The sequence below is a fragment of the Mesorhizobium sp. WSM4307 genome, assembly GCF_007003945.1.
In the GTDB taxonomy this organism is placed as follows: Bacteria; Pseudomonadota; Alphaproteobacteria; order Rhizobiales; family Rhizobiaceae; genus Mesorhizobium.
In genome coordinates, this window is the sequence record NZ_VFTB01000028.1 from 1 (window position 1) to 20,985 (window position 20,985).

A 20,985-nucleotide genomic window follows, 5' to 3' on the forward strand; every position below is an offset into this window, starting at 1 on the left:
GCGCACTTCGTGCGCGGCGGTGCTGGTTTGCCATCGCATCGGCCGGGAAGCGCAATCGATTTTCGGAAAATCCGGTGCGAAGATTTGAAGGCTGGAGCACAATGGTCCCATCGGACAGGCGTGTTCCGGATCAAGTGGGGCACCGATGCTGCGATACGTATTCCGGCGGCTTTTGACCGCCATACCGACGCTGTTCGTCATTGTGACGATGGCGTTCTTCCTGATGCGCGTCGCGCCAGGCGGGCCATTCAACCAGGAGCGGGGGCTGAGCCCCGAGATCAAAGCCAACCTTGAAGCCCAGTTCGGCCTCAACGATCCGCTCTGGCTGCAATATGTCCACTATCTCGGCAATCTCTTACGCGGCAATTTTGGCCCGAGCTACAACATGCCGGATTTCACCGTCACCGAACTGTTCGCCAAGGGCCTGCCCATTTCGGTGCAGCTCGGCGCCTCGGCCCTGATCCTGGCGCTGCTGCTCGGTTCCGTGCTCGGCTCCATCGCCGCGCTCAACCAGAACAAGCTTGGCGACTATACGGTGATTGCGCTGGCCACGGCCGGCAGCACCATCCCCACCTTTGTCATCGCGCCGGTGATCCAGCTTCTCTTCGGCCTGACCTGGAAATTTCTGCCGATCGGCGGCTGGGGCGATGGCGCCTTCATCAACAAGGTCGGCCCGGTGCTGACGCTTGCCTTGCCGCAGATCGCCATCGTCGCCCGCCTGATGCGCGGCTCCATGATCGAATCGCTGCGATCCCATCACATCCGCACCGCCCGCGCGCTCGGCCTTTCCGACTGGTCGGTTGTGGTCAAACACGCCTTGCGCGGCGCCATCCTGCCGATCGTTTCCTTCACCGGCCCGGCGGCGGCGGCCCTTTTGACCGGCTCCGTCATAGTCGAGACGATCTTCTCCATTCCCGGCGTCGGCCGCTACTTCGTCGATGCCGCGCTCAACCGCGATTACACGCTGGTGATGGGAACGGTGGTGGTGATCGCCATCTTCACCATCGTCTTCAACCTGATCGTCGACGTCATGTACGCGGTCGTCGACCCGAGGGTGCGCTATGACTGACATCGCAGCCACTGCTCCCGCTATCGTCGGCCGCTCGCTGTGGGGCGATGCCTGGGCGCGTCTCAAGGCCAACCGCGCCGCCATGTTCAGCCTCTACTACCTCGCCTTGATCGGGCTCGTCAGCGTGTTTGGCCCCTGGTTCGTGCCGCATCAGTACACGACCATCTATGCCGACTATGTGCGCATGCCGCCAAGCCTGACAGCCTATCCGAAGCCCGACATGATCGAGTCCGCGCTCAATGATGCGATCAAGCGCATGCGGGTCGATATCAAGGAATGGCACCAGGAGGGCAATCAGGTCTTCGTCGCAGTCAAGTCGACCAAGCCGATCGATGACCGCAACATCCGCTACCTCGACCGCTCCGATGCCTTTGACGACACCAAGATCGAGAGCAAGTCGCCCGACGGTCTGGAAGTGACGATGAGCGCGTCGGTCAAGCAGCAATATTTTCTGTTCGGCACCGACAACACCGGCCGCGATCTGCTCTCGCGCACGCTGATGGCCGGTCGCATCTCACTGGCCATCGGCCTGCTCGCCGGCGTCGTCGCGGTGGTGATCGGGGTGATCTATGGCGCCGCCGCGGGTTTCTCCGGCGGCAGGATCGACGAGGTGATGATGCGCATCGTCGATGTGCTCTATTCCTTGCCGTTCATCTTCTTCGTCATCATGCTGGTGGTGTTCTTCGGCCGCAACTTCGTGCTGATGTTCCTGGCGGTTGGCGCGGTGCTGTGGCTCGACATGGCGCGCATCGTGCGCGGCCAGGCGCTGTCGATCCGCCGCCAGGAATATGTCCAGGCGGCGGAAGCCATGGGCGTCGGCCAGCGCGGCATCCTGCTGCGCCACGTCATCCCCAATCTGCTCGGCCCGGTCGTCATCTACATGACCTTGCTGGTGCCGCAGGTCATCATCCTGGAGAGTTTCCTGTCGTTCCTCGGCCTTGGCGTGCAGGAGCCGATGACCAGCTGGGGCGTGCTGATTTCGGTCGGCGCCAAGAACATCGGCACCGCCAACTGGCTGCTCCTGTTTCCTGCTTTCTTCCTCGTCTCGACGCTGTTTGCGCTGAACTTCGTCGGCGATGGCCTGCGCGACGCGCTCGACCCGAGAGATCGATAAAGATGGGCACCGCTGACATGGCCACTCCCGAAACGATCCTCAGCGTCAAGGACCTGCGTGTCCGCTTCCGCACGCTCGACGGCGCGGTCGAAGCGGTGAAGGGCATCAACATCCACGTCAATGCCGGCGAGACCGTCGCCGTGGTCGGCGAGTCCGGCTCCGGCAAGAGCCAGACCATGATGGCGGCGATGAGCCTGCTCGCCTCGAACGGCGAGGCCACGGGCAGCGTCGACTATCGCGGCCGCAACCTGCTGACGCTGAGTAAATCCGACCTGAACAAGGTGCGTGGCGCCAAGATCAGCATGATCTTCCAGGAGCCGATGACCTCGCTCGATCCGCTCTATTCGATCGGCAATCAGCTGATCGAACCGATCCGCCGGCATCGCGGCCTGAATGCCGCCGAGGCGCGCGAAGAGGCGCTCAAGCTCTTGCGGCTGGTGCACATTCCCGATCCCGAACGGCGGATGAAATCCTACCCGCACGAAATGTCCGGCGGCCAGCGCCAGCGTGTGATGATCGCCATGGCGCTCGCCAACGATCCCGACATCCTGATCGCCGACGAGCCGACCACGGCGCTCGACGTGACCATCCAGGCGCAGATCCTGATGCTGCTCGCCGAATTGCAGCGCAAGCTCGGCATGGCCATCGTCTTCATCACCCACGATCTCGGCATCGTCCGGCGCTTCGCCGATCGGGTCTATGTCATGCGCCAGGGCGAGGTGGTCGAGGAGGGCGAGGCGGGAGCGATCTTCGCCAACCCGCAGCACGCCTATACCAAGATGCTGCTGGCGGCAGAGCCGACGGGAAGCAAGGCGCCGCCGCCCGCCAATGCACCCGTGGTGCTCGAAGGCAGGCATGTCGAGGTCACATTCAGGATCGGCGGCGGGTTTCTGGCCGGCGAGCCGCTGATGCTGCGCGCCGTCGACGACATTTCGATCCGGCTGCAGCGTAACCAGACCATCGGCATTGTTGGCGAATCCGGCTCGGGAAAATCGACGCTTGGCCGCGCTCTGCTGCGGCTGCTGCCGAGCGACGGCTTGATTCGTTTTGGCGATCGCGACATTTCGACAGCCGACCGCCAGGCGATGCGGCCGCTGCGGCGCCAGATGCAACTCGTCTTCCAGGATCCTTTCGGCTCGCTGTCGCCGCGCATGACCGTCGGCCAGGTCATCACCGAAGGGCTGCTGGTGCATGAGCCCAATCTTTCGGGCAAGCAGCGCGACCAGCGCGCGGTCGAGGCCTTGCGTGAAGTCGGCCTCGATCCCAACGCCCGCAACCGCTACCCGCACGAATTCTCCGGCGGCCAGCGGCAGCGCATCGCCATTGCCCGCGCCATGATCCTGAAACCAAAGATGGTCGTGCTGGACGAACCGACCTCGGCGCTCGACCGCTCGGTGCAGAAACAGATCGTCGAACTCCTGCGCAAGCTGCAGGCGGACCATGAACTGTCCTACCTGTTCATCAGCCACGACCTCGCCGTGGTGCGCGCCATGGCCGACTACATCATCGTCATGAAACAGGGCAAGATCGTCGAGGAGGGGCCTACAGAGGCAATCTTCAGCAACCCGCAGCACGTCTACACGCAGACGCTGATGGCGGCGGCGATCGATGTCACCCGATTCCGGCTGAGCGCCTGAGACGTTTCAGGTAAAGGCAATCATTTTGGCGGCGTCCGTTCGCTCAGCCCGCTGACTTGGGACAATTGCGAGCGCGCGCAGCGGCGATGGCGTCCTGCTGCTGTTTCAGCCGGTCGATCCGGGCGGTTTCACGGTTGGCGACAGCGGTCTTCACGCGCGAAACACCAAGCAGCCAGCGCGGAACACTGGTGTTGACGACCTTGCCCCGGGTGACGGCGGTCTGTGAGATTTCGGTGGCCTTTTCGCCTAGCGCGCTGTTGAGTTCGGTGCAGCTCATTCTATCGTACGTCGCCGGATCGGCGGTCGTGCCGATCGACGAGCAGCCGGTAACGAGAAGCACCGCAATCACAAGAACCGGTGTCGAGGTCGTCGTCGCGATCAAATTCATGTCCACACCGGCTCACCGTTTCACTGGCTTCATCATATCCACCGAACTATCTGGAGCCGACGATTATTTCGTCAAAGATTGGGCTCGCGAAAGAGCCCTACGGGCATGGACCACAGAGGCCAGCCGATATGGGAACGTTCCCGGTCCCTCGAAGTTGGTGTCCGTCCCGTGTCTTGATGCAATCACTGGAAACGAAGAGGGGCCGCCTCGGTTGATGCCGGGGCGGCCTTCCGTCGATTCCTGGCCGACGGTGCGACCTCGGCGGCTCGCGCTGGTTGTGGCGCCCAGCCTTCGTGCCGCCGTTCGTTCAGCCTGCCTGAAATTCAGGCTGCTTCGGCGATGATCGCGGTGGGAGCGCAACCGTCCAGCACTGCCTGGGCGATGCCGGTCTCATTTTCATCGACATGCGCCGTCACCAAGACGATGCCCTCGGCAACGCTGCGATCATCCGACCTTGCCGCTGTGGTCATGAAGGCACCGAGCAGCCCGCCGGCACCGCCGCCACAGACCGCGCAAACCAGTGCTGTTGCCGGCAGTCCGGCCGGAGGAGAACTGACGCCGTAGACCGCGAGGGCGCTCACGCAAGCCAATGCCGCACCGACGGCACAAAGGATGACGCCTGGAGACCTTAGGACTGTTAGTTCGTCCTGGTAGGGCCCGATAATGGCAATCTGAACGCGCGGAACACCGACCGCCACCAGCTCTCCAGCAACCCGGGCGGCTTCGGCGTGGGAATCAAAAAGCTTGCTGATTGTCCGCATGGTTTCAGAGCGTTTTCTCGTCCAGGAATGTGTCCGCAACGAAGGACGCGGCGATCAAATCGTCGCCATCAATGCTGCCTCGTCCGCCGACCATCATGGCCGCGACCTTTTGGAAGGTCTTCATTTCGCTCATGGTAATCCGGGCCTGCCGCATTCTGGCCTCGAGGTCAGCTACGCGCACCCCCAAGACATCGGATTGTATGGCCTCGCTGTTAGACATGGTGACGTTCATCCAGTTTCGCTTCCTCGTTTGATCGTCCCCGCGCCCAACCACTCGAAACTGAGCCGCAGCGAAAACGTTCCCTGGCTGGGCTTCGGTCCGGCGGAGCGCCGGACCTTGGTCTGGCCGCAAAATGCAATGGTCCTGCCTGTGTTGCTGCTCGGAACGGCCACCGTTCGTAGCCGTTGTCGCCTACACGTTCGGGAGGAAGCTGATGGACAACAGTGTTCGCCAGGCACGCTGGTTGCTTGCAGTGATCTTCGCCATGCCCATCACCTTCATGGCGATTGGAATAGCCTTTGGCTGACGATCCGAGAGTAGGAATATTTGGCAGATTGGCGCAGCTACGTCCCTTCCTGCGCCGATAGGGTTCGTCCGCTGCGCTGGCGTGGTGGGCGAACCCAAATATCTGCAGGCGCCGGTAGCCGGCATCCCAGCCTACAAGGCGAGATTTCGCGAGGCCGAATGGCATCGTAATCGCGCGACCGTTCGTCGATGATGCCTTGTGCCGGCACGCAGATCGCCCAGCGGCATTTCAGATTTCATGCAGAAGGCCCGGCTGTAACGAGCCGGGCCTTAGGGCCAATCAATAGTCGTTGTTTTGGATCACCACGGGGCGACGGTGATGGTGCTTGGAGACCGAGCTCGTGACAATGACGGCATCTGGACGATGGTGCCGGCGGCCATGATCGTAGAACGCTACCGTACCGTGGTGGCGGTGATGCAGGCGCTGGCCGTACTCGTTGATGATCTTGACGTTGCTGTGGTGGCGATGGTGAGTCCTGATGATGACGTCGGCTTCGGCCGCCGAAGCGACAGCCGGCAATCCGATGGAAAGCGCCAAGGCGCACATGATAATTGATTTCATTGCAATTTCTCCATTACCTTGATTAGCCCTTCGTTGGATAACTGCCGCTAGGCCCTTTGGTTCCGGGGTGTCCCAGGACAGTCAGACCGCCTCCGGCAAACCGAATGGGCCAGCCGTAGGGCTAAGGCTGAGAGGGGGCCGCCTCTCGCTGGCGGTACTTGCAAAGAACGAAGTGGCTCGATGCATCGGACGCGCTCGCGACGGGCAGCACGACGATCTGTGCCCAAAAATCGCAATACCTGGCTATCGCTTCCGGCACCTCTTTGGCGGTGACGCCGGCGATGGTGGCGATGTCGCCGTCTCTGCAGTTGGTCTTCCCGGAAAGCAGGGTTGCGGCTGCCATGATCTGGCATGACCGCTCATCGTCAGCCTGAGAAGGCGCGCAATGGCAGGCAAATGCAAACACCACCGCTGCGAAAACCAGTCTTTTCATATTGGCTCCGATGCCACCGGCATTCTGGCATTCCTCGGGAAAACATGCCGACGAGCTGTGAGCTTTCAGGAGGTTGTCCCTTCGGACCGGACCAAGGAGACTGGAGTTACCAGGCTTCAGCACTCATCGGAGGGTCCGAATGAACATCCACAAGAATGCCCGTCTCACGCCGCTGCGTCGAGAGGAGATGGCGATTCGGACATGCGTTCCATCGAGCACGATCGTGTCGCCGTCCAGAACGACCGGCCAATTGGCGAGCAGCATCGCAGGAATCAGGAAGGACATAGGGCTACGCTCCCGCTGCGCGTAAAACGCGATCCCAAACCGTGGGCATCGGGAGAACAGATATTTAAGTATCTGTTTTTTCTGGTCGGAGTGGCAGGATTTGAACCTGCGACCCCCTCGTCCCGAACGAGGTGCGCTACCAGGCTGCGCTACACTCCGTGACCAGACGGCGGGCTTATAGCCGCCACACTTCATTCCTGCAAGCGGCAATGGCAGCGCTTCTGTCGCATTTCATCAGCTTTCGCCGCGCAGGCCGCTGGCGCCCCAGTCGAACGCGTGCGCCCAGTCGGCAAAACCACGCCACCGCACCTCGGGAAATTGCCTGCGCAAGGCCGCGATATCGACAGCGTAGCCGACCCGGTCGAACCATTCGAACATCAGTGCCGCGTCCTCGCCCTGCTGTTGTCTGGAGCAAAATTAGGCTCTATCTCGTTGATAATTGCCTATAATTGGAAAAAATTGTCCCACAAATAAATACAATGATCGATCTCAACGATGTCGTCGTGTTTGCCCGCGTCGTCGAAGCCGGCAGCTTCACCGCTGCCGCGCGCCTGCTGGCTATGCCCAAGACGACCGTCAGCCGCCGTGTCGACAAGCTCTACGTGATCGAGGACGGCGTCGACCTTGCCTTCCGCACCGGAAGGCTCGAGGATTCGACGCTCATCGCCCGCAGGCTGGGTTCCACCCACAGGCTGCTCTGCGCCAGCCATGACTATCTCGCACGCTACGGAATGCCGGAAGGCCCGGCCGATCTTGCCCGCCATCGATGCGTCATCGCGGGCCCGTCGGCCTCAGGCGCTCATCGGGTGCTGGATGGACCACAAGGCCAGGAAACTGTCGTGGTCGCCGGGCGCTTCGCCGCCAACGAGATGCAGGCGGTGGTGGCGGCCGCGCTCGCGGGTTTCGGCATTGCCCAATTGCCCCAGCCGCTGGCCGACGGGCTGATCAACGAGGGGCGGTTGCGGCGCGTTCTGGACGGCTACACGACGCCGGCCGGCGGCCTGCACGTTCTCTTTCCCAGCAGCCGGCACCTTTCACCCCCGGTTAAGGCCTTCATCGACCTGGCGGTCGAGCGGATTTCCAATCGGGCAAACACGGCTTAAGGCATGTCTGCTACTTCCGACCAACTTCTCAGCGAGACCCGAATGAGTCAGCGCATCGTCAGTTTTGTCATGAGCGGCGGCGTCGGCTCGCGGCTCTGGCCGTTGTCGCGCGAGGACAATCCGAAGCAGTTTCACGATTTTTCGGGTGATGGCTCCATGCTGGCCAAGACCTTGCGCCGCCTGGCGGTAAGGCCCGACGGTAAAACTCCGATCTTCCTGATTGCCTCGGAGCGCCACGCCGAACGCGTTCATGCCGATCTCGCCGGCCTCGATCTTGCCGGTGGCGGTCCGCTGTTCGAACCCACAGGGCGCAACACCGCCGCGGCGGTGGCCCTTGCAACGCTGCGCACCTTGTCCGAATTCGGCGACAGCCTGATGCTGGTGGTGCCGTCGGACCACGAAATATCGACGGCAGGGCAATTCTGGCAGAGCGTCGAGGCAGGCGCCGAGGCGGCGCGCGCCGGCCGGCTCGTTGTGTTCGGCATCAAGCCGACACAGCCCGAAACCGGCTATGGCTATATCGAGGTCTCCGCCGAGAAGGGCGGAGTGTTCGACGTTTCGCGCTTCGTCGAAAAGCCGGACCTGGCGACCGCGCAGGGCTATCTCGAAGCCGGAAATTTCTATTGGAACACCGGCATCTTTCTGTTTCGCGCCGGTGCCATGCGCGACGCTTTCGCTATGTTCCAGCCGGACATCTGGCAGTCGACCGAAGCGGCCTACACAGCGGCGACATCGGATCTGTCCGGCCTCTATATGCCGCTCGAGCTCTACGCGGCCATCCCGTCGAATTCGATCGACTATGCCATCATGGAGCGGGCGAGGGACATCGCGATGGTGCCGGCGGGCTTCCGCTGGAACGATCTCGGCTCCTGGCAGTCCCTGCTCGATGTCGGCCCTGCCGATGACCTGGGCAATGTCATTGTCGGCGATGTCGTCGCCATCGATTGCGAGAACTCCTACATCCGCAGCGACGGCCGCCTTTTGTCGGCGATCGGCATGAAGGATGTTGCCATCGTCTCGACATCGGACGCAACTTTCGTCGCTCCGGTAAGCCACAGCCAGCACGTCAAGAAGGTGGTCGAGCAGCTCGAGAAATCGGGCCGGCTGGAAACCAGATTCACCCCGGCGCATGATCGCGTCATCGAAAGCGGCGCCTGGCGGCGGCGCGTGCACCACTGGCTGTTCCAGGAAACCTTGCCGCTGTGGTCGACATCGGGCGTCGACGAGCGCCATGGCGGCTTCCATGAAGCGCTTGGCTTCGACGGCTCACCGCTGATAAAGCCGAAGCGCATGCGCACGCAGGCCCGCCAAGTCTATGCCTTCGCGGTTGCCAAGGAGCGCGGCTGGACTGGCCCGGCCGAGCGGCTGATCTCGCATGGCATCGACTTCATGGCAGGAAAGGGTCGCACCCAACGCGGCGGTTGGGTGCGCACGCTGAATGTCGACGGCGCTGTCGCCGACGCCACGGAAGACGCCTACGATCATTCCTGCGTGCTCTTGGCGCTGGCGCATGCGCATATGTCAGGCAATCCCGATGCCTTGCGGCTCGGTGAGGAAACCTTCGCCTTCCTCGACGCCCATCTCGAGGATCATCGCATGACTGGCTTCCTCGAGACATCGGACGGAGAGGGCGAGCGTCGCTCAAATCCGCATATGCATTTGCTGGAAGCCTTTCTCGCCTGGTATCAGGCGACCGGCGAGCGCGCCCATCTGCGCCGCGCGGCGCGCATCATCGACCTCTTCCGCAGCCATTTCTTCGATGCCGAGAGCTGGACGCTCGGCGAATATTTCGATGCCGAATGGAAGCCGGCTGCAGGCGAAAAAGGCGGCTGGACCGAGCCAGGCCATCACTTCGAATGGGCTTCGCTCCTGGTCGATTTCGCCGGACGCAGCGGCCAGGCCGAACTGAGCGGCTTCGCCAGGAAACTCTACGCCTCGGCCATCGCCAACGGCCTCAACCGGGCCACCGGCCTTGCCTATGGCGCCGTCTCCAGGCAAGGCCTGCCGCTCGACCTGATCTCGCGCAGCTGGCCGCAGGCCGAAGCCATCAAGGCGGCGATCGCGTTGGACGGCTCAGGCGGCCCCGACCTGAAGCCCGAGATCGAGGCCCGTGTCGGCCGGCTGTTCCGCTGGCACATCGACCCGGCCCCGCTCGGCCTGTGGATCGATCGCATCGACGAACGCGGCCGCTCGCTGGCGTCAGATGTTCCGGCCAGCATTTTTTATCATCTGGTCTGCGCACTGACGCAGTATCTGGATGGGACGGCGGCGGAGGCGGTCTAGGCTCGGCTCAATACGGGCTCGCCACGTCCCCGGTCTCGACATAGATCGACTTCAGTTGCGAGTAGAGCGCCAATGCCGCCAGAGAATTCTCGCGGCCGATGCCGGACTGCTTGAAGCCGCCGAAGGGGATTTCCACCGGCGTCAGATTGTAGGCGTTGATCCAGCAGGTGCCGGCCTGCAGCTCGGCGATGACACGGTGGGCGCGCGGCAGGTCGCGGGTGAAGACGCCGGCGGCAAGGCCGAATTCGGTGTCGTTGGCGCGGTCGATCACCTCGTCCTCGCCGTCGAATTTCAGCACGCTCATGACCGGTCCGAAAATCTCCTCGCGGGCGATGCGCATGGTGTCGGTGACACCGGTGAACACCGTCGGTTCGACGAAGAAGCCGCCCTGGAAACCCTGCAGCGAAGGCACGTTGCCGCCACAGGCCAGAACAGCGCCATCCTGCTTGCCGACTGCGATATAGCCGACGACCTTGTCGTGCTGCGCCTTGGAGACCAATGGTCCCATCTGCGTTTCGGGATCGAGCGGGTCGCCGACGCGGATTTTCTTCGTCCGCTCGACCAGCCGCTCGACGAAGCGGTCATGAATGCCGCTCTGCACGAAGACCCGCGTGCCGTTCGAGCAGATCTGGCCGGTGGAGTAGAAATTGCCGAGCATGGCGCCGCCAATGGCGTTTTCGATGTCGGCGTCGTCGAAGACGATCAGCGGCGACTTGCCGCCGAGCTCCATCGTCGCGTGCTTCATCTTCGAACCGGCAAGCGACAGCACCTTGCGCCCGGTCGGCACCGAGCCGGTGACCGAAACCTTGGCGACGACATCGTGGCCGACAAGGCCCGCGCCAACATCGCCATAGCCCTGAACGACGTTGAACAGCCCGTCGGGCAGGCCGGCCTCGCTGTAGATTTCGGCGAGCGCCAGTGCCGAAAGCGGCGTGTTTTCCGACGGCTTGAACACCATGGCATTGCCCATGGCGAGCGCCGGCGCGGATTTCCAGCCGGCGATCTGGATCGGATAATTCCAGGCGCCGATGCCGACGCAGACGCCAAGCGCCTCGCGCCGCGTGTAGGCGAAGGGCCCGCCGAGATCGACGGCCTCGCCATTGTAGGCGGCGACCGCGCCGCCGAAATATTCAAGGCAGTCAGCGGCGGAAGGCGCATCCGCCACCAGCGTCTCCTGGATCGCCTTACCGGTGTCGAGCGTCTCGATGCGGGCGAGGTCGGCATTGCGGGCACGCAGAATGTCGGCGGCGCGGCGCAGGATGCGGCCGCGCTCGACCGGCTTCAGCCGCGCCCAGGCCGGCTGCGCGGTGCGTGCGGCCTCGATGGCGAGTTCCAGCACATTCGGCGTCGCCGAGCGCAGCATGGCGATGGTCTCGCCGGTTGCCGGATAGATGACCGGCAGCGGCGCTCCTTGCTCGTCGTCGATATAGCGTCCGTTGACATAGTGCGATGCCGTGGGCTGGGCGCGCATGGGTAGTCTCCGAATGTCTGCGCCCCAAGAATGGGCGGCTCGATCTAGGGACGGCTCAATCTGTCGGGTGGATCATGCTCTATCTGTCCGACTGCTGCCAGCGCGGATTGATCCAGGGTTCCTGGTTGGACGGCGCCAGCGGCGTGCGGCCGAGAATGTGGTCGGACGCCTTCTCGCCGGTCATGATCGACGGCGCGTTGAGATTGCCGTTGGTGACGCGCGGGAAGATCGAGGAATCAGCGACCCGCAGCCCGTCGACGCCGATGACCCGGCATTCCGGATCGACAACACTCATCAGATCATCGGCGCGACCCATCTTGCAGGTGCCGCACGGGTGGTAGGCGCTCTCGGCATGGTCGCGAATGAAGACATCGAGATCGTCGTCCGACTGCACATGGCTGCCCGGCGAGATTTCCTGGCCGCGAAAGGCGTCGAACGCCGGCTGGCCGAAGATCTCGCGGGTCAGCCGGATGCAGTGGCGGAACTCCGCCCAGTCGTCCGGATGCGACATGTAGTTGAAGCGGATCACCGGCTTCGCTTTCGGGTCCGGCGAACGCAGGGTCACAGAGCCGCGCGACTTCGACCGCATCGGCCCGACATGCGCCTGGAAGCCGTGTGACTTCGCCGCCGCCTTGCCGTCATAGCGCACCGCCGCCGGGATGAAGTGGTACTGGATGTCGGGATAATCGACGCCGGCGCGCGAGCGTACGAAGGCGGCGGCTTCGAAATGGTTTGTGGCGCCGAGACCGGATTTGAAGAACAGCCACTGCGCGCCGATCAGTGCCTTGGAGAACGGGTTCAGCACGGAATTCAGCGTGATCGGCTTGGTCGATTCCTGCTGGATATAAAGCTCCATATGGTCCTGCAGATTGCGGCCGACGCCGGGCCGGTCGGCGACCACGGCAATGCCGTTTTCGCGCAAATGCTCGGCCGGCCCGATGCCGGACAGCATCAGGATTTTGGGTGAGTTGATCGAAGAGGCGGCGACGATCACCTCACGTCGCGCCTTAACGACCTGAATCTGTTTGTGAGCCTCGATCTCGACGCCGACGGCCCGTTGATTCTCGATGATCACCCGACGGGCAAAGCCCTTGACCAGACTCACGTTTTTCCGGTTGAGCGCCGGCTTCAGATAGGCTGATGCCGCCGACCAGCGGCGGCCGCCGCGGATGGTCTGTTCCATCGGCCCGAAACCTTCCTGCTTCGAGCCGTTGTAGTCGTCGGTCAGTTCGAACCCGGCCTGGCGGCCCGCTTCGACGAAGGCGCCGTAGAGCGGATTTTTACGCGAACCGCGCTGCACATGCAGCGGCCCGCCGTGTCCGCGCCAGCCGTCCTCGCCGCCGTCATTGTCCTCCATGCGCTTGAAGTAGGGGAGCACGTCGGCAAAGCCCCAACCCGTTGCACCTTCTTCGGCCCAGTGGTCGAAGTCGCGGGCATGGCCGCGCACATAGACCATGCCGTTGATCGAGGACGAACCGCCGATCACCTTGCCGCGCGGCGTCGCCAGCACGCGGCCGCCGAGATGCGGTTCCGGCTCGCTGGCAAAACCCCAGTCGTAAAGGCTCATATTGAGCGGGATCGACAGCGCCGACGGCATCTGGATCAGCGGTCCGATATCGCTGCCGCCGAATTCGATGACGATGACCGAATGCTTGCCGTCTTCCGACAGGCGGTAGGCCATGGCCGAGCCGGCGGAGCCGGAGCCGATGATAACGAAATCCGCTTCAAGCATGGTTCATATGCGCCATAAAATCGGCGAGCGAGACATTGCCGCCGGTAGCCACAACAAGGACGGTTTTACCCGCCACATCCACCTTGCCGCCGAGCAGCGCCGCCAGCGACGCAGCCCCGGACGGCTCCAGCACCAGCTTCATCCTCTCGAAGGCGATCCGCATGGCACGCCGCACCGATTGGTCGTCGACGGTGATGCCGCGAACACCCGCGGTCCTGACCGCCGCGAACGGCGCGTCGCCCGGCCGCCGCGACATCAGCCCGTCGCAGATCGACTTCGGGCCGATCGGCATGGTCTCGATGCTGCCATGCGCCAGCGACGAGCCCATGCCATCAAAACCTTCCGGCTCGACGCCGATGATCTCTGTCGCCGGCGACAGATAGTGGAAGGCCAGCGAAACGCCGCCGATCAGCCCGCCGCCGCCGACCGCGCAGAACAACAGGTCGGCGCTGGCACCCTTGGCCTCAAGCTGGTCGAGCGCTTCGAGGCCGGCGCCAGCTTGGCCGGCGACGATCTCCGGATCGTCGAAGGGATGCAGCAGGGCCAGCCCTTCCGTCTCGGCGATCTCGCGCGCCTTGGCCGCGGCGACCTCTTCACGCGCGCGCTCGCCATGGTCGGTCAGCACCACGCGCGCACCATAGCCCGCGGTCGCGTCACGCTTGGCGGCCGGCGCATCGATCGGCATGACGATGGTGACGGGAATACCGAGCGCCTGGCCGGCGGCCGCCAGGCCTTGCGCGAAATTGCCGGAGGAATAGGCGACGACGCCCTTCCTCGCCTCGTCGGCCGACAGCCGCTTCAGCCGCCAATAGGCGCCGCGTATCTTGAAGGATCCGGCCCATTGCAGCGATTCCGGCTTGATGAAGACGCGCGCCGCACCGGTCTCCCGGGCCAGTGCGGTCGATTCCAGCAGCGGCGTGATCTGCGTCGCCCTGGAGGTGACGGCATAGGCCCGCTTGAGATGATCGAGGGAAGGGACGAGAAGGTCTGCCATCATTCGCCTCGCGGAAAGCGTTTCTGCTCTTCGAGCACGTTGAGATCCATGTGGTTGCGCATGTAGCGTTCCGAGGCCTTCTGCAGCGGCTGGAACTCCCAGGGGTAGTGCGTGCCGTTGCGCAGCGCCGGATAGACCACCCAGCGCCGCGCCTGGCTGGCCCGCACTGCCGCGTCGAAGGCCGCCATGTCCCAGCGTGCGCGCACCTTTTCAGTGAAAGCCGCCACCAGATCGGCATGCGCCGGATCGGCGGCGAGATTGCTCAATTCATGTGGGTCGGCTTCGATATCATAGAGTTGCGGCGGATCGATCTCGCAATGGACGAACTTGTAGCGGCCGTCGCGGATCGCCACCAACGGTGCGTTGGACCCCTCGGCCGCGTATTCCATCAGCACCGGTGCGGTGCGTGGCTTCCCATTCAGCAGCGGCAGCAGCGACTGGCCGTCGGTCCATGGCGCGATCGCACTCATGTCGATGCCGGCGAGATCGCACAGCGTCGGCGTCACGTCGAGATTGGAGACCGGCGCTTCGATCATGCCGGCGGGAATGTCCTTGCCGGCGATCATCAGCGGCACCCGCGCCGAGCCCTCGAAGAAGCACATCTTGAACCACAGGCCACGCTCGCCGAGCATGTCGCCATGGTCCGAGCAGAACAGGATGATCGTGTCGTCGAGCATGCGTGTGCGCTCGAGCACGGACAGCAGCTCGCCGACCTTGTCGTCGAGATAGGAGATGTTGGCGAAATAGCCGCGCCGCGAGCGGCGGATTTGCTCTGCCGTGATGTCGAAACTGTCGTAGTCGGAAGCCTTGTAGAGCCGCTGCGAGTGCGGATCCTGGCCGTCGTAGGGGATGAAGCCCACTTCCGGTTCGAGCGCCGGGCAATCCTCATAGAGATCCCAGTACTGCCGCCGCGCCACATAGGGGTCGTGCGGATGGGTGAAGGAAACCGTCAGGCACCAGGGCCGGTGCGCCGCATCGTCGGAGATGCGCGCGAAGTCGTAGAGTTTTTGCACCGCGTGGAAGGCGACTTCGTCGTCATATTCCATCTGGTTCGAGGTTTCGGCGACGCCGGCGCCGGTCACCGAGCCCAGATTGTGATACCACCAGTCGATGCGCTCGCCGGGCTTGCGGTAGTCCGGCGTCCAGCCGAAATCGGCGGGATAGATGTCGGTGGTCAGCCGCTCCTCGAAGCCGTGCAACTGGTCCGGCCCGACGAAATGCATCTTGCCCGACAGCACGGTGTGATAGCCGTCGGCGCGCAGGTGATGGGCAAAGGTCGGGATCGACGAGGCGAATTCGGCGGCGTTGTCATAGACCTCGGTGCGCGACGGCAACTGGCCGCTCATGAACGAGGCGCGGCCCGGCGCGCAGAGCGGCGAGGCCGTGTAGTTATTCTTGAAACGGGCCGAACGCGCCGCGAGCGCCTTCAAATGCGGCGCATGCAGGAAGCCTGCCGGGCCGTCGGCGAAAAAAGTGCCGTTGAGCTGATCGACCATGACGATCAGGAAATTGGGTCGCTTCGCCGTCACTGTTTTTGCCGCTCGCCGAGTTTGGTTTCGAGATAGTCCTCGACCAGCGCGATCGCGGTCGCGGCGTTGGGCACGCCGTCCTTCAGCGCGCGCCTGATGTAGAGCCCGTCGATCATCGCCGCTGTCGCTTCGGCGGCGCGGTCGGCCTCGGCCCTGGGCAGGATGCCGGTCAGTCCGCTCATCAGGTTCGAATGCAGCCGCCGCGCGTATATCTTGAGCAATCGGCGCAACGCCGATGATTTCTGCGCCTCGACATAGAAGGCAAGCCAGGCCGCGATGGTTTCGGCCTGGAACTGGATGTCGGAGAAGTTGACGGCGACCACTGCGGCGACGCGTTCGCGCGGGGACTTGGCGGATTGCAGGGCGCGGCGCATGTCGATGGTCAGTTCGGCGAGGATGTGCCGCATCGTTGCAAACAGCAGTTCGTCCTTGGCGCCGAAATAATGATGGGCAAGGGCCGAGGATACGCCGGCGCGCCCGGCGATCTCGGACATGGTTACGTCAAGCGAGCCGCGCTCGCCGATCGCCGAGATCGCAGCGTCGATGAGCGCCTTGCGGCGCAGTGGCTCCATTCCGACTTTTGGCATGCTGTTCCCGATTTTTGCCGGAGGTTATTTTTTATTGACGCGTCAATCAACAAAAAATCGACGTGAGCACGACCTGTACCAAGCGATTGTCCTGTTCCGGCCCTTCACGGTATGGGCGAGAATGTTTATCTTTGAACAATAAAGGCGAAGTGCGCCATGAGCCCGGTATGCTAAGGTGTGTTGAGCTGCAGGGGAGGCCATTTGCAGGCCGGCATCATCTGAATCCCAATACACCTTGCATGGCGCCAAGGATGGAGATTGCAATGACCGTATGCATCGTTGGCTGGGCGCATTCGCGCTTCGGCAAGCTCGAGGGCGAGACGCTCGAAAACCTCATCGTCAAGGTCGCGACGGATGCGCTCGACCATGCCGGCATCGGCCCGGAGGAGGTCGACGAGATCGTGCTTGGCCATTTCAACGCCGGCTTCTCGGCGCAGGATTTCACCGCGAGCCTGGTGCTTCAGGCCGACGACCGGCTGCGCTTCAAGCCGGCAACGCGTGTCGAGAACGCTTGCGCCACGGGATCGGCGGCGGTCCGGCAAGGCATCCGTGCCATCGACGCCAACGCTGCCCGCATCGTGCTGGTGGTCGGTGCCGAGCAGATGACGACGACGCCGGGACCCGAGATTGGCAAGAACCTGCTGAAAGCGTCCTATCTACCAGAGGATGGTGAGACACCGGCGGGCTTTGCCGGCGTCTTCGGCAAGATCGCGCGGGCCTATTTCCAGCGCTATGGCGACCAGTCGGACGCGCTGGCGATGATCGCTGCCAAGAACCACAAGAACGGCGTCGACAATCCCTATGCACAGATGCGCAAGGATTTCGGCTATGAATTCTGCCGGCAGGAGAGCGAGAAGAACCCCTTCGTCGCCGGTCCTCTCAAGCGCACCGACTGCTCGCTGGTCTCGGACGGCGCTGCCGCCCTTATCCTTGCCGACACGGCGACCGCCCTGAAGATGCGCCGCGCCGTCGCCTTCCGCGCCAACGAGCATGTGCAGGATTTCCTGCCAATGTCGAAGCGCGACATCCTGGCTTTCGAGGGCTGCGAACAGGCCTGGACCCGTGCGCTGAAGAACGCCGGCGTGACACTCGACGACCTGTCCTTTGTCGAGACGCACGACTGCTTCACCATTGCCGAACTGATCGAATACGAGGCGATGGGCCTCGCCAAGCCCGGCGAGGGCGCGAAGCTGGCGCTCGATGGTACGACGGCCAAGGACGGCCGCCTGCCGGTCAATCCCTCCGGCGGGCTGAAGGCCAAGGGCCACCCGATCGGCGCCACCGGTGTCTCCATGCACGTCTTGACCGCCATGCAGCTTGTCGGCGAAGCCGGCGGCATCCAGGTGCCCGGCGCGAAGCTTGGCGGCATCTTCAACATGGGTGGCGCTGCGGTCGCCAACTACGTTTCCATTCTCGACCGGATCAGGTAAACCGCCCCGACATTACAGCGCCACGCGCCTTTTTGGGGCGCGCAAAGGACGCTGTAACACTTTGATTTTGTGCATGACCCCGAGATCGATTTCGATTTTCGAGGACATGCGCTGCGGGAGGTGGCATGGCAAATCCGGTTCTGATCGAGGTCCTGCGCGGCGCGATCGTCGAGAGCGCGCATCGCGGTGCAGTCGCGGTTTTCGACGCCGACGGCAAACCGGTGTTGGAGATCGGCGACACCTCGAAACCAGTGTTCCCGCGTTCGGCGGTCAAGGCCATCCAGGCCTTGCCGCTGGTCGAAACCGGTGCCGCCGATGCCTATGGCTTTGGCAACCGCGAGCTGGCGCTGGCCTGCGCCTCCCATTCGGGCGAACCGGAGCATGTCGACCTGGCGCGGTCCATGCTGGCCAGGGCCGGGCTCGACGGGTCCGCGCTCGAATGCGGCGCGCACTGGCCCTCGAGCCATGCCGCCGAGATTGCACTCGCGCGAGCCGGCGGTTCTCCAAATGCGCTGCATAACAATTGCTCGGGCAAACATTCCGGCTTTCTCTGCACCTGCGTGCATTCCGGCATTGCGCACAGTGGCTACGTCAAGGCGGGCCACGCCTTGCAGGAAATGGTGCGCGACGCGATGCAGTCGGTCACGGGTGCTGTCCATGGCGCCGATGAGCGCGCGACCGACGGCTGCTCGATCCCGACCTATGCGGTGCCACTCAGGAGCTTCGCGCTCGGCTTTGCCCGCATGGCCACGACAAATGGATTCGGCCCCGAGCGGGCCAAGGCGGCAAAGCGGCTGCTGGCTGCCTGCATGGCGGAGCCTTTCTTTGTCGCCGGCACTGGCCGCGAGGACGTCGCGCTGATGCAGGCAGCACCTGGGCGGATTTTTGCGAAAGGCGGCGCCGAAGGTGTGCACTGTGCCGCAATTCCGGAACTAGGCCTCGGTATTGCGCTCAAATGCGATGATGGCGCCCACCGCGCCAGTGAAGCCATGGTCGCCGCCGTCCTCGCCAAGCTGCTGCGTTCGGACGAGGCCCTGGCGGCGAAACTCATCGAACTGGCAAATGCGCCGATCCAAAGCCGGATCGGAGCCAAGGTAGGCGCGGTGAGGCCGACTGCCGCCCTCAACTGACGCGGTTGCGCTCAACGGTCAAATGCGCAAAGCCGCTGCTGCTTAGCTGGGTGAGGTCTGACGTCACCGGCTCGGCCCAGCGCTGGCCGATCACGGCGCCGTTCAACGCGCCGTCGATGACGTTGTCGGAGATGACGGCAGTGCCCGCACCCTCTACCACGCTGACGACGATGCCTGTGCCGGCCTTGCGGATGATGTTGCCCGTGGCCACGACATTGCGCAGATACGGTCCCCAGCCGATCGACATGCCGTAGAGCGGCGCGTTCTCGATGACGTTGTTGGAAGCGATGGTGTCTGCCTCGACGCCGATGCCGACGCCGAAGCCTGGCGGATCGGCGGTGTAGGGCCCGCTGGTCGACAGATTGCGCACGATGTTGCCTGAGCAGACACCCATGCGGCCGCCTTCGTTGAAGTTGACGATCGAGATGCCGTTGGCCGCGCCGTCGACGATGTTGTTGCTGATGACCGCACCCTCGAACGAGAATTCGGAATAGACCGCGGTCTCGCCCGAGCGCGAGCAGGTATTGCCGGAAATCTGCAGATTGCTGGAACTGTTGGCGCGGATCGCCGAGAAAGCGCAATCCGAGACGACATTGCCCGAAATGATGACGTTGCCGGCACGGAAGGCGTTGATGCCATTGCCGTTCTGGCCGGTCCCGCCGCTGCGCGCGCCGATGCGTTCGACACGATTGCCCGTGACCATCGTGCCGTCTTCGGCCGCCCGCCAGCGATGCACGAGGATGCCGCCATTGGCACAGTCGAAGACCGTGTTGCCTGATATCGTCAGTCCAGCCGCCTCGACCGAATAGATGCCGGCGTCCGCGGCGCCCGATATGTCGGAGCGCTCAATGCGGCCTGTCGCATGTTCCAGCGCCAGCCCGTTCTTGCCGCTGCCGGTTATCTGGCAATTGTCGACAACGAGATGGCCGACCCGTCGAAGATCGAGCAGTCCTTGCGCATAGTCGCCCATCGAGCGGTTCGAACCGTCGAAGACCAGCCCGCTCAGTTCGATATGGTCGGCCTGTTCGGCCATGAAGAGATGACCGTCGCCGCCATAGACGATCCGCGTCGCGCCCGGCACGCCGGAAAGGCGCACGCGGCTGGGCAGCGAGAGATTGGATACCACATAGGTGCCCGCTGGCAGGAACACCGGCATGTCCCGGCTGTTCGCGTCGCGCAGCAGCTTGGCGAAGGCCTTGCTCTGGTCGTCGAACGTGCCGGGCTGCACGCCCAGTTCGGTGGCATTGATGGAACCGCGCATCGAGGCTTTTTCGATACCGGTCAGGCCGGCGGCCGCCCCCTTGCCGAGCGCGAGGCCCACAACGGCAAAGCCGGCGGTTCCGATTAGCAGCGTTCGTCTGTTCAACATCGGCACAGAATCCCAGCGTTCAACCTGACGTCGCAGGAATCGTGCCAAACGTTCTGTTCGTTTTCACAATGACTTGTAGAGCAGGCGCTCAAGGCCTAGGTTCAGCCAATGAGCAGAGCTTTTACCCGCGAAGAAGACAGCGAGAATGCTATCGCCGGCGTCGGCGAGCGGCCGATCAGCACGCATCGCAATCTTGTGACGGAACGCGGCCTGGCGCAGATCGAGGAGAATCTGGCCGATCTGCGCGACGTTCTGGCGAAAGCCGAGAAGAAAGCCGATCGCGAGCGCATCGCGGTGGTGTCACGCGATCTACGCTACTGGACGGCGCGGCGCGAAAACGCCGAGCTTTCCGTGCCGGAGCCCGGTAGCGACGTCGTCCGCTTCGGCATGGGCGTCACGCTGGAAGGCGACGATGGCAAGAAAGTGCATTGGAAGATTGTCGGCGAGGACGAGGCCGATCCTACCAAGGGAAGCATTTCGCATGTTTCGCCCATGGCCGTCGCGCTGTTCGGCAAGAAGGTCGGCGACGTGGCCGCGGTCAACGGCAAGGAATGGGAAATCGTCAAGCTTTCGGACAGTTAG

At 63.4% G+C, this 20,985-nt stretch carries 19 protein-coding genes, 1 tRNA gene and 1 pseudogene; 8 read left to right on the top strand and 13 right to left on the bottom strand.

The features are described 5' to 3' along the window. Positions 1-145: 145 nt before the first annotated feature. Genes FJV83_RS36085 through FJV83_RS36095 form a run of 3 tightly spaced genes read left to right on the top strand, consistent with a single transcriptional unit; the run spans position 146 to position 3,820 of the window. Complete coding sequence (locus FJV83_RS36085; protein WP_142885046.1) at positions 146-1,069, top strand: ABC transporter permease subunit; 924 nt, start codon at positions 146-148, stop codon at positions 1,067-1,069. After that, a complete protein-coding gene (locus FJV83_RS36090) occupies positions 1,062-2,183 on the top strand; it encodes an ABC transporter permease subunit (protein WP_095786555.1) in 1,122 nt (373 codons plus the stop codon). Before FJV83_RS36085 ends, FJV83_RS36090 begins: the two co-directional genes overlap by 8 nt. A gap of 17 nt (positions 2,184-2,200) precedes the next feature. Further along, on the top strand, positions 2,201-3,820 hold the full coding sequence (locus tag FJV83_RS36095) for an ABC transporter ATP-binding protein (protein WP_095770949.1): 1,620 nt from the start codon (positions 2,201-2,203) through the stop codon (positions 3,818-3,820). Between the two features lie 43 nt (positions 3,821-3,863). Here FJV83_RS36095 and FJV83_RS36100 read toward each other — a convergent pair whose 3' ends face one another. The 7 genes and pseudogenes from FJV83_RS36100 to FJV83_RS36130 form a co-directional block, all read right to left on the bottom strand. Continuing rightward, on the bottom strand, positions 3,864-4,208 hold the full coding sequence (locus tag FJV83_RS36100; protein WP_142885047.1) for a hypothetical protein: 345 nt from the start codon (positions 4,206-4,208) through the stop codon (positions 3,864-3,866). Positions 4,209-4,531: 323 nt separating this feature from the next. Then, the gene (locus tag FJV83_RS37470) at positions 4,532-4,789 is read right to left on the bottom strand and encodes a hypothetical protein (RefSeq protein ID WP_246691961.1); all 258 of its coding nucleotides are present in this window, start codon (positions 4,787-4,789) and stop codon (positions 4,532-4,534) included. A 184-nt stretch (positions 4,790-4,973) separates the two neighbouring features. Further along, entirely contained in the window at positions 4,974-5,189 is a 216-nt protein-coding gene (locus FJV83_RS36110; RefSeq protein WP_095770948.1) for a hypothetical protein, read from the bottom strand. A 586-nt stretch (positions 5,190-5,775) separates the two neighbouring features. Then, entirely contained in the window at positions 5,776-6,057 is a 282-nt protein-coding gene (locus FJV83_RS37475) for a hypothetical protein (RefSeq protein ID WP_095770810.1), read from the bottom strand. A 121-nt stretch (positions 6,058-6,178) separates the two neighbouring features. After that, positions 6,179-6,490: a hypothetical protein gene (locus tag FJV83_RS36120; RefSeq protein WP_095770809.1), complete on the bottom strand. Its 312-nt coding sequence runs from the start codon at positions 6,488-6,490 to the stop codon at positions 6,179-6,181. Between the two features lie 367 nt (positions 6,491-6,857). Beyond that, positions 6,858-6,934 (bottom strand) — tRNA-Pro (locus tag FJV83_RS36125). A gap of 75 nt (positions 6,935-7,009) precedes the next feature. Further along, positions 7,010-7,186 (bottom strand): annotated as a pseudogene (locus FJV83_RS36130) (NmrA/HSCARG family protein); the annotation flags it as partial. Positions 7,187-7,254: 68 nt separating this feature from the next. Here FJV83_RS36130 and FJV83_RS36135 point away from each other — a divergent pair. Both FJV83_RS36135 and FJV83_RS36140 read left to right on the top strand, forming a co-directional pair. Continuing rightward, positions 7,255-7,878, top strand: coding sequence for a LysR family transcriptional regulator (locus tag FJV83_RS36135; protein ID WP_142885048.1), 624 nt, complete (start codon positions 7,255-7,257; stop codon positions 7,876-7,878). Positions 7,879-7,920: 42 nt separating this feature from the next. Further along, complete coding sequence (locus FJV83_RS36140; RefSeq protein WP_142885049.1) at positions 7,921-10,161, top strand: AGE family epimerase/isomerase; 2,241 nt, start codon at positions 7,921-7,923, stop codon at positions 10,159-10,161. Between the two features lie 7 nt (positions 10,162-10,168). On the opposite strand, the gene betB is transcribed toward FJV83_RS36140, so the two are convergent. The 5 genes from betB to betI all read right to left on the bottom strand — a co-directional run bounded on the left by betB (position 10,169) and on the right by betI (position 16,474). Further along, entirely contained in the window at positions 10,169-11,632 is a 1,464-nt protein-coding gene (gene betB / locus FJV83_RS36145; RefSeq protein WP_142875449.1) for a betaine-aldehyde dehydrogenase, read from the bottom strand. Positions 11,633-11,711: 79 nt separating this feature from the next. Further along, positions 11,712-13,364 (bottom strand): choline dehydrogenase, encoded by a 1,653-nt coding sequence (gene betA / locus FJV83_RS36150; RefSeq protein ID WP_142875450.1) that lies wholly within the window; start codon positions 13,362-13,364, stop codon positions 11,712-11,714. Further along, positions 13,357-14,361, bottom strand: coding sequence for a threonine/serine dehydratase (locus FJV83_RS36155; protein ID WP_185973319.1), 1,005 nt, complete (start codon positions 14,359-14,361; stop codon positions 13,357-13,359). The genes betA and FJV83_RS36155 overlap by 8 nt, the downstream gene beginning before the upstream one ends. Continuing rightward, positions 14,358-15,887: a choline-sulfatase gene (gene betC, locus FJV83_RS36160; protein WP_142885050.1), complete on the bottom strand. Its 1,530-nt coding sequence runs from the start codon at positions 15,885-15,887 to the stop codon at positions 14,358-14,360. The genes FJV83_RS36155 and betC overlap by 4 nt, the downstream gene beginning before the upstream one ends. Continuing rightward, positions 15,884-16,474, bottom strand: a complete 591-nt coding sequence (betI, locus tag FJV83_RS36165; RefSeq protein ID WP_095770802.1) for a transcriptional regulator BetI — start codon at positions 16,472-16,474, stop codon at positions 15,884-15,886. Before betI ends, betC begins: the two co-directional genes overlap by 4 nt. Before the next feature lie 263 nt (positions 16,475-16,737). Here betI and FJV83_RS36170 point away from each other — a divergent pair, with 263 nt between their 5' ends. Beyond that, on the top strand, positions 16,738-17,904 hold the full coding sequence (locus FJV83_RS36170) for an acetyl-CoA acetyltransferase (protein ID WP_142885051.1): 1,167 nt from the start codon (positions 16,738-16,740) through the stop codon (positions 17,902-17,904). Positions 17,905-18,029: 125 nt separating this feature from the next. Then, positions 18,030-19,034, top strand: coding sequence for an asparaginase (locus FJV83_RS36175; RefSeq protein WP_142885052.1), 1,005 nt, complete (start codon positions 18,030-18,032; stop codon positions 19,032-19,034). Here FJV83_RS36175 and FJV83_RS36180 read toward each other — a convergent pair. Beyond that, a complete protein-coding gene (locus tag FJV83_RS36180; protein ID WP_142885053.1) occupies positions 19,027-20,403 on the bottom strand; it encodes a TIGR03808 family TAT-translocated repetitive protein in 1,377 nt (458 codons plus the stop codon). The genes FJV83_RS36175 and FJV83_RS36180 overlap by 8 nt on opposite strands. 108 nt (positions 20,404-20,511) lie before the next feature. Here FJV83_RS36180 and greA point away from each other — a divergent pair, with 108 nt between their 5' ends. Then, entirely contained in the window at positions 20,512-20,985 is a 474-nt protein-coding gene (gene greA / locus FJV83_RS36185; RefSeq protein WP_064982947.1) for a transcription elongation factor GreA, read from the top strand.

What these genes read in the sequence shown, in the direction of transcription:
- betB (WP_142875449.1), bottom strand. Translation starts at nt 11,632, where the DNA reads ATGCGCGCCCAGCCCACGGCATCGCACTATGTCAACGGACGCTATATC.
- FJV83_RS36135 (WP_142885048.1), top strand. Translation starts at nt 7,255, where the DNA reads ATGATCGATCTCAACGATGTCGTCGTGTTTGCCCGCGTCGTCGAAGCC.
- FJV83_RS36085 (WP_142885046.1), top strand. Translation starts at nt 146, where the DNA reads ATGCTGCGATACGTATTCCGGCGGCTTTTGACCGCCATACCGACGCTG.
- betI (WP_095770802.1), bottom strand. Translation starts at nt 16,474, where the DNA reads ATGCCAAAAGTCGGAATGGAGCCACTGCGCCGCAAGGCGCTCATCGAC.
- FJV83_RS36180 (WP_142885053.1), bottom strand. Translation starts at nt 20,403, where the DNA reads ATGTTGAACAGACGAACGCTGCTAATCGGAACCGCCGGCTTTGCCGTT.
- FJV83_RS36110 (WP_095770948.1), bottom strand. Translation starts at nt 5,189, where the DNA reads ATGTCTAACAGCGAGGCCATACAATCCGATGTCTTGGGGGTGCGCGTA.
- betA (WP_142875450.1), bottom strand. Translation starts at nt 13,364, where the DNA reads ATGCTTGAAGCGGATTTCGTTATCATCGGCTCCGGCTCCGCCGGCTCG.
- FJV83_RS36175 (WP_142885052.1), top strand. Translation starts at nt 18,030, where the DNA reads ATGGCAAATCCGGTTCTGATCGAGGTCCTGCGCGGCGCGATCGTCGAG.
- greA (WP_064982947.1), top strand. Translation starts at nt 20,512, where the DNA reads ATGAGCAGAGCTTTTACCCGCGAAGAAGACAGCGAGAATGCTATCGCC.
- FJV83_RS36120 (WP_095770809.1), bottom strand. Translation starts at nt 6,490, where the DNA reads ATGAAAAGACTGGTTTTCGCAGCGGTGGTGTTTGCATTTGCCTGCCAT.
- FJV83_RS36170 (WP_142885051.1), top strand. Translation starts at nt 16,738, where the DNA reads ATGACCGTATGCATCGTTGGCTGGGCGCATTCGCGCTTCGGCAAGCTC.
- FJV83_RS36100 (WP_142885047.1), bottom strand. Translation starts at nt 4,208, where the DNA reads ATGAATTTGATCGCGACGACGACCTCGACACCGGTTCTTGTGATTGCG.
- FJV83_RS36095 (WP_095770949.1), top strand. Translation starts at nt 2,201, where the DNA reads ATGGCCACTCCCGAAACGATCCTCAGCGTCAAGGACCTGCGTGTCCGC.
- FJV83_RS37475 (WP_095770810.1), bottom strand. Translation starts at nt 6,057, where the DNA reads ATGAAATCAATTATCATGTGCGCCTTGGCGCTTTCCATCGGATTGCCG.
- FJV83_RS36090 (WP_095786555.1), top strand. Translation starts at nt 1,062, where the DNA reads ATGACTGACATCGCAGCCACTGCTCCCGCTATCGTCGGCCGCTCGCTG.
- FJV83_RS36155 (WP_185973319.1), bottom strand. Translation starts at nt 14,361, where the DNA reads ATGATGGCAGACCTTCTCGTCCCTTCCCTCGATCATCTCAAGCGGGCC.
- FJV83_RS36140 (WP_142885049.1), top strand. Translation starts at nt 7,921, where the DNA reads ATGAGTCAGCGCATCGTCAGTTTTGTCATGAGCGGCGGCGTCGGCTCG.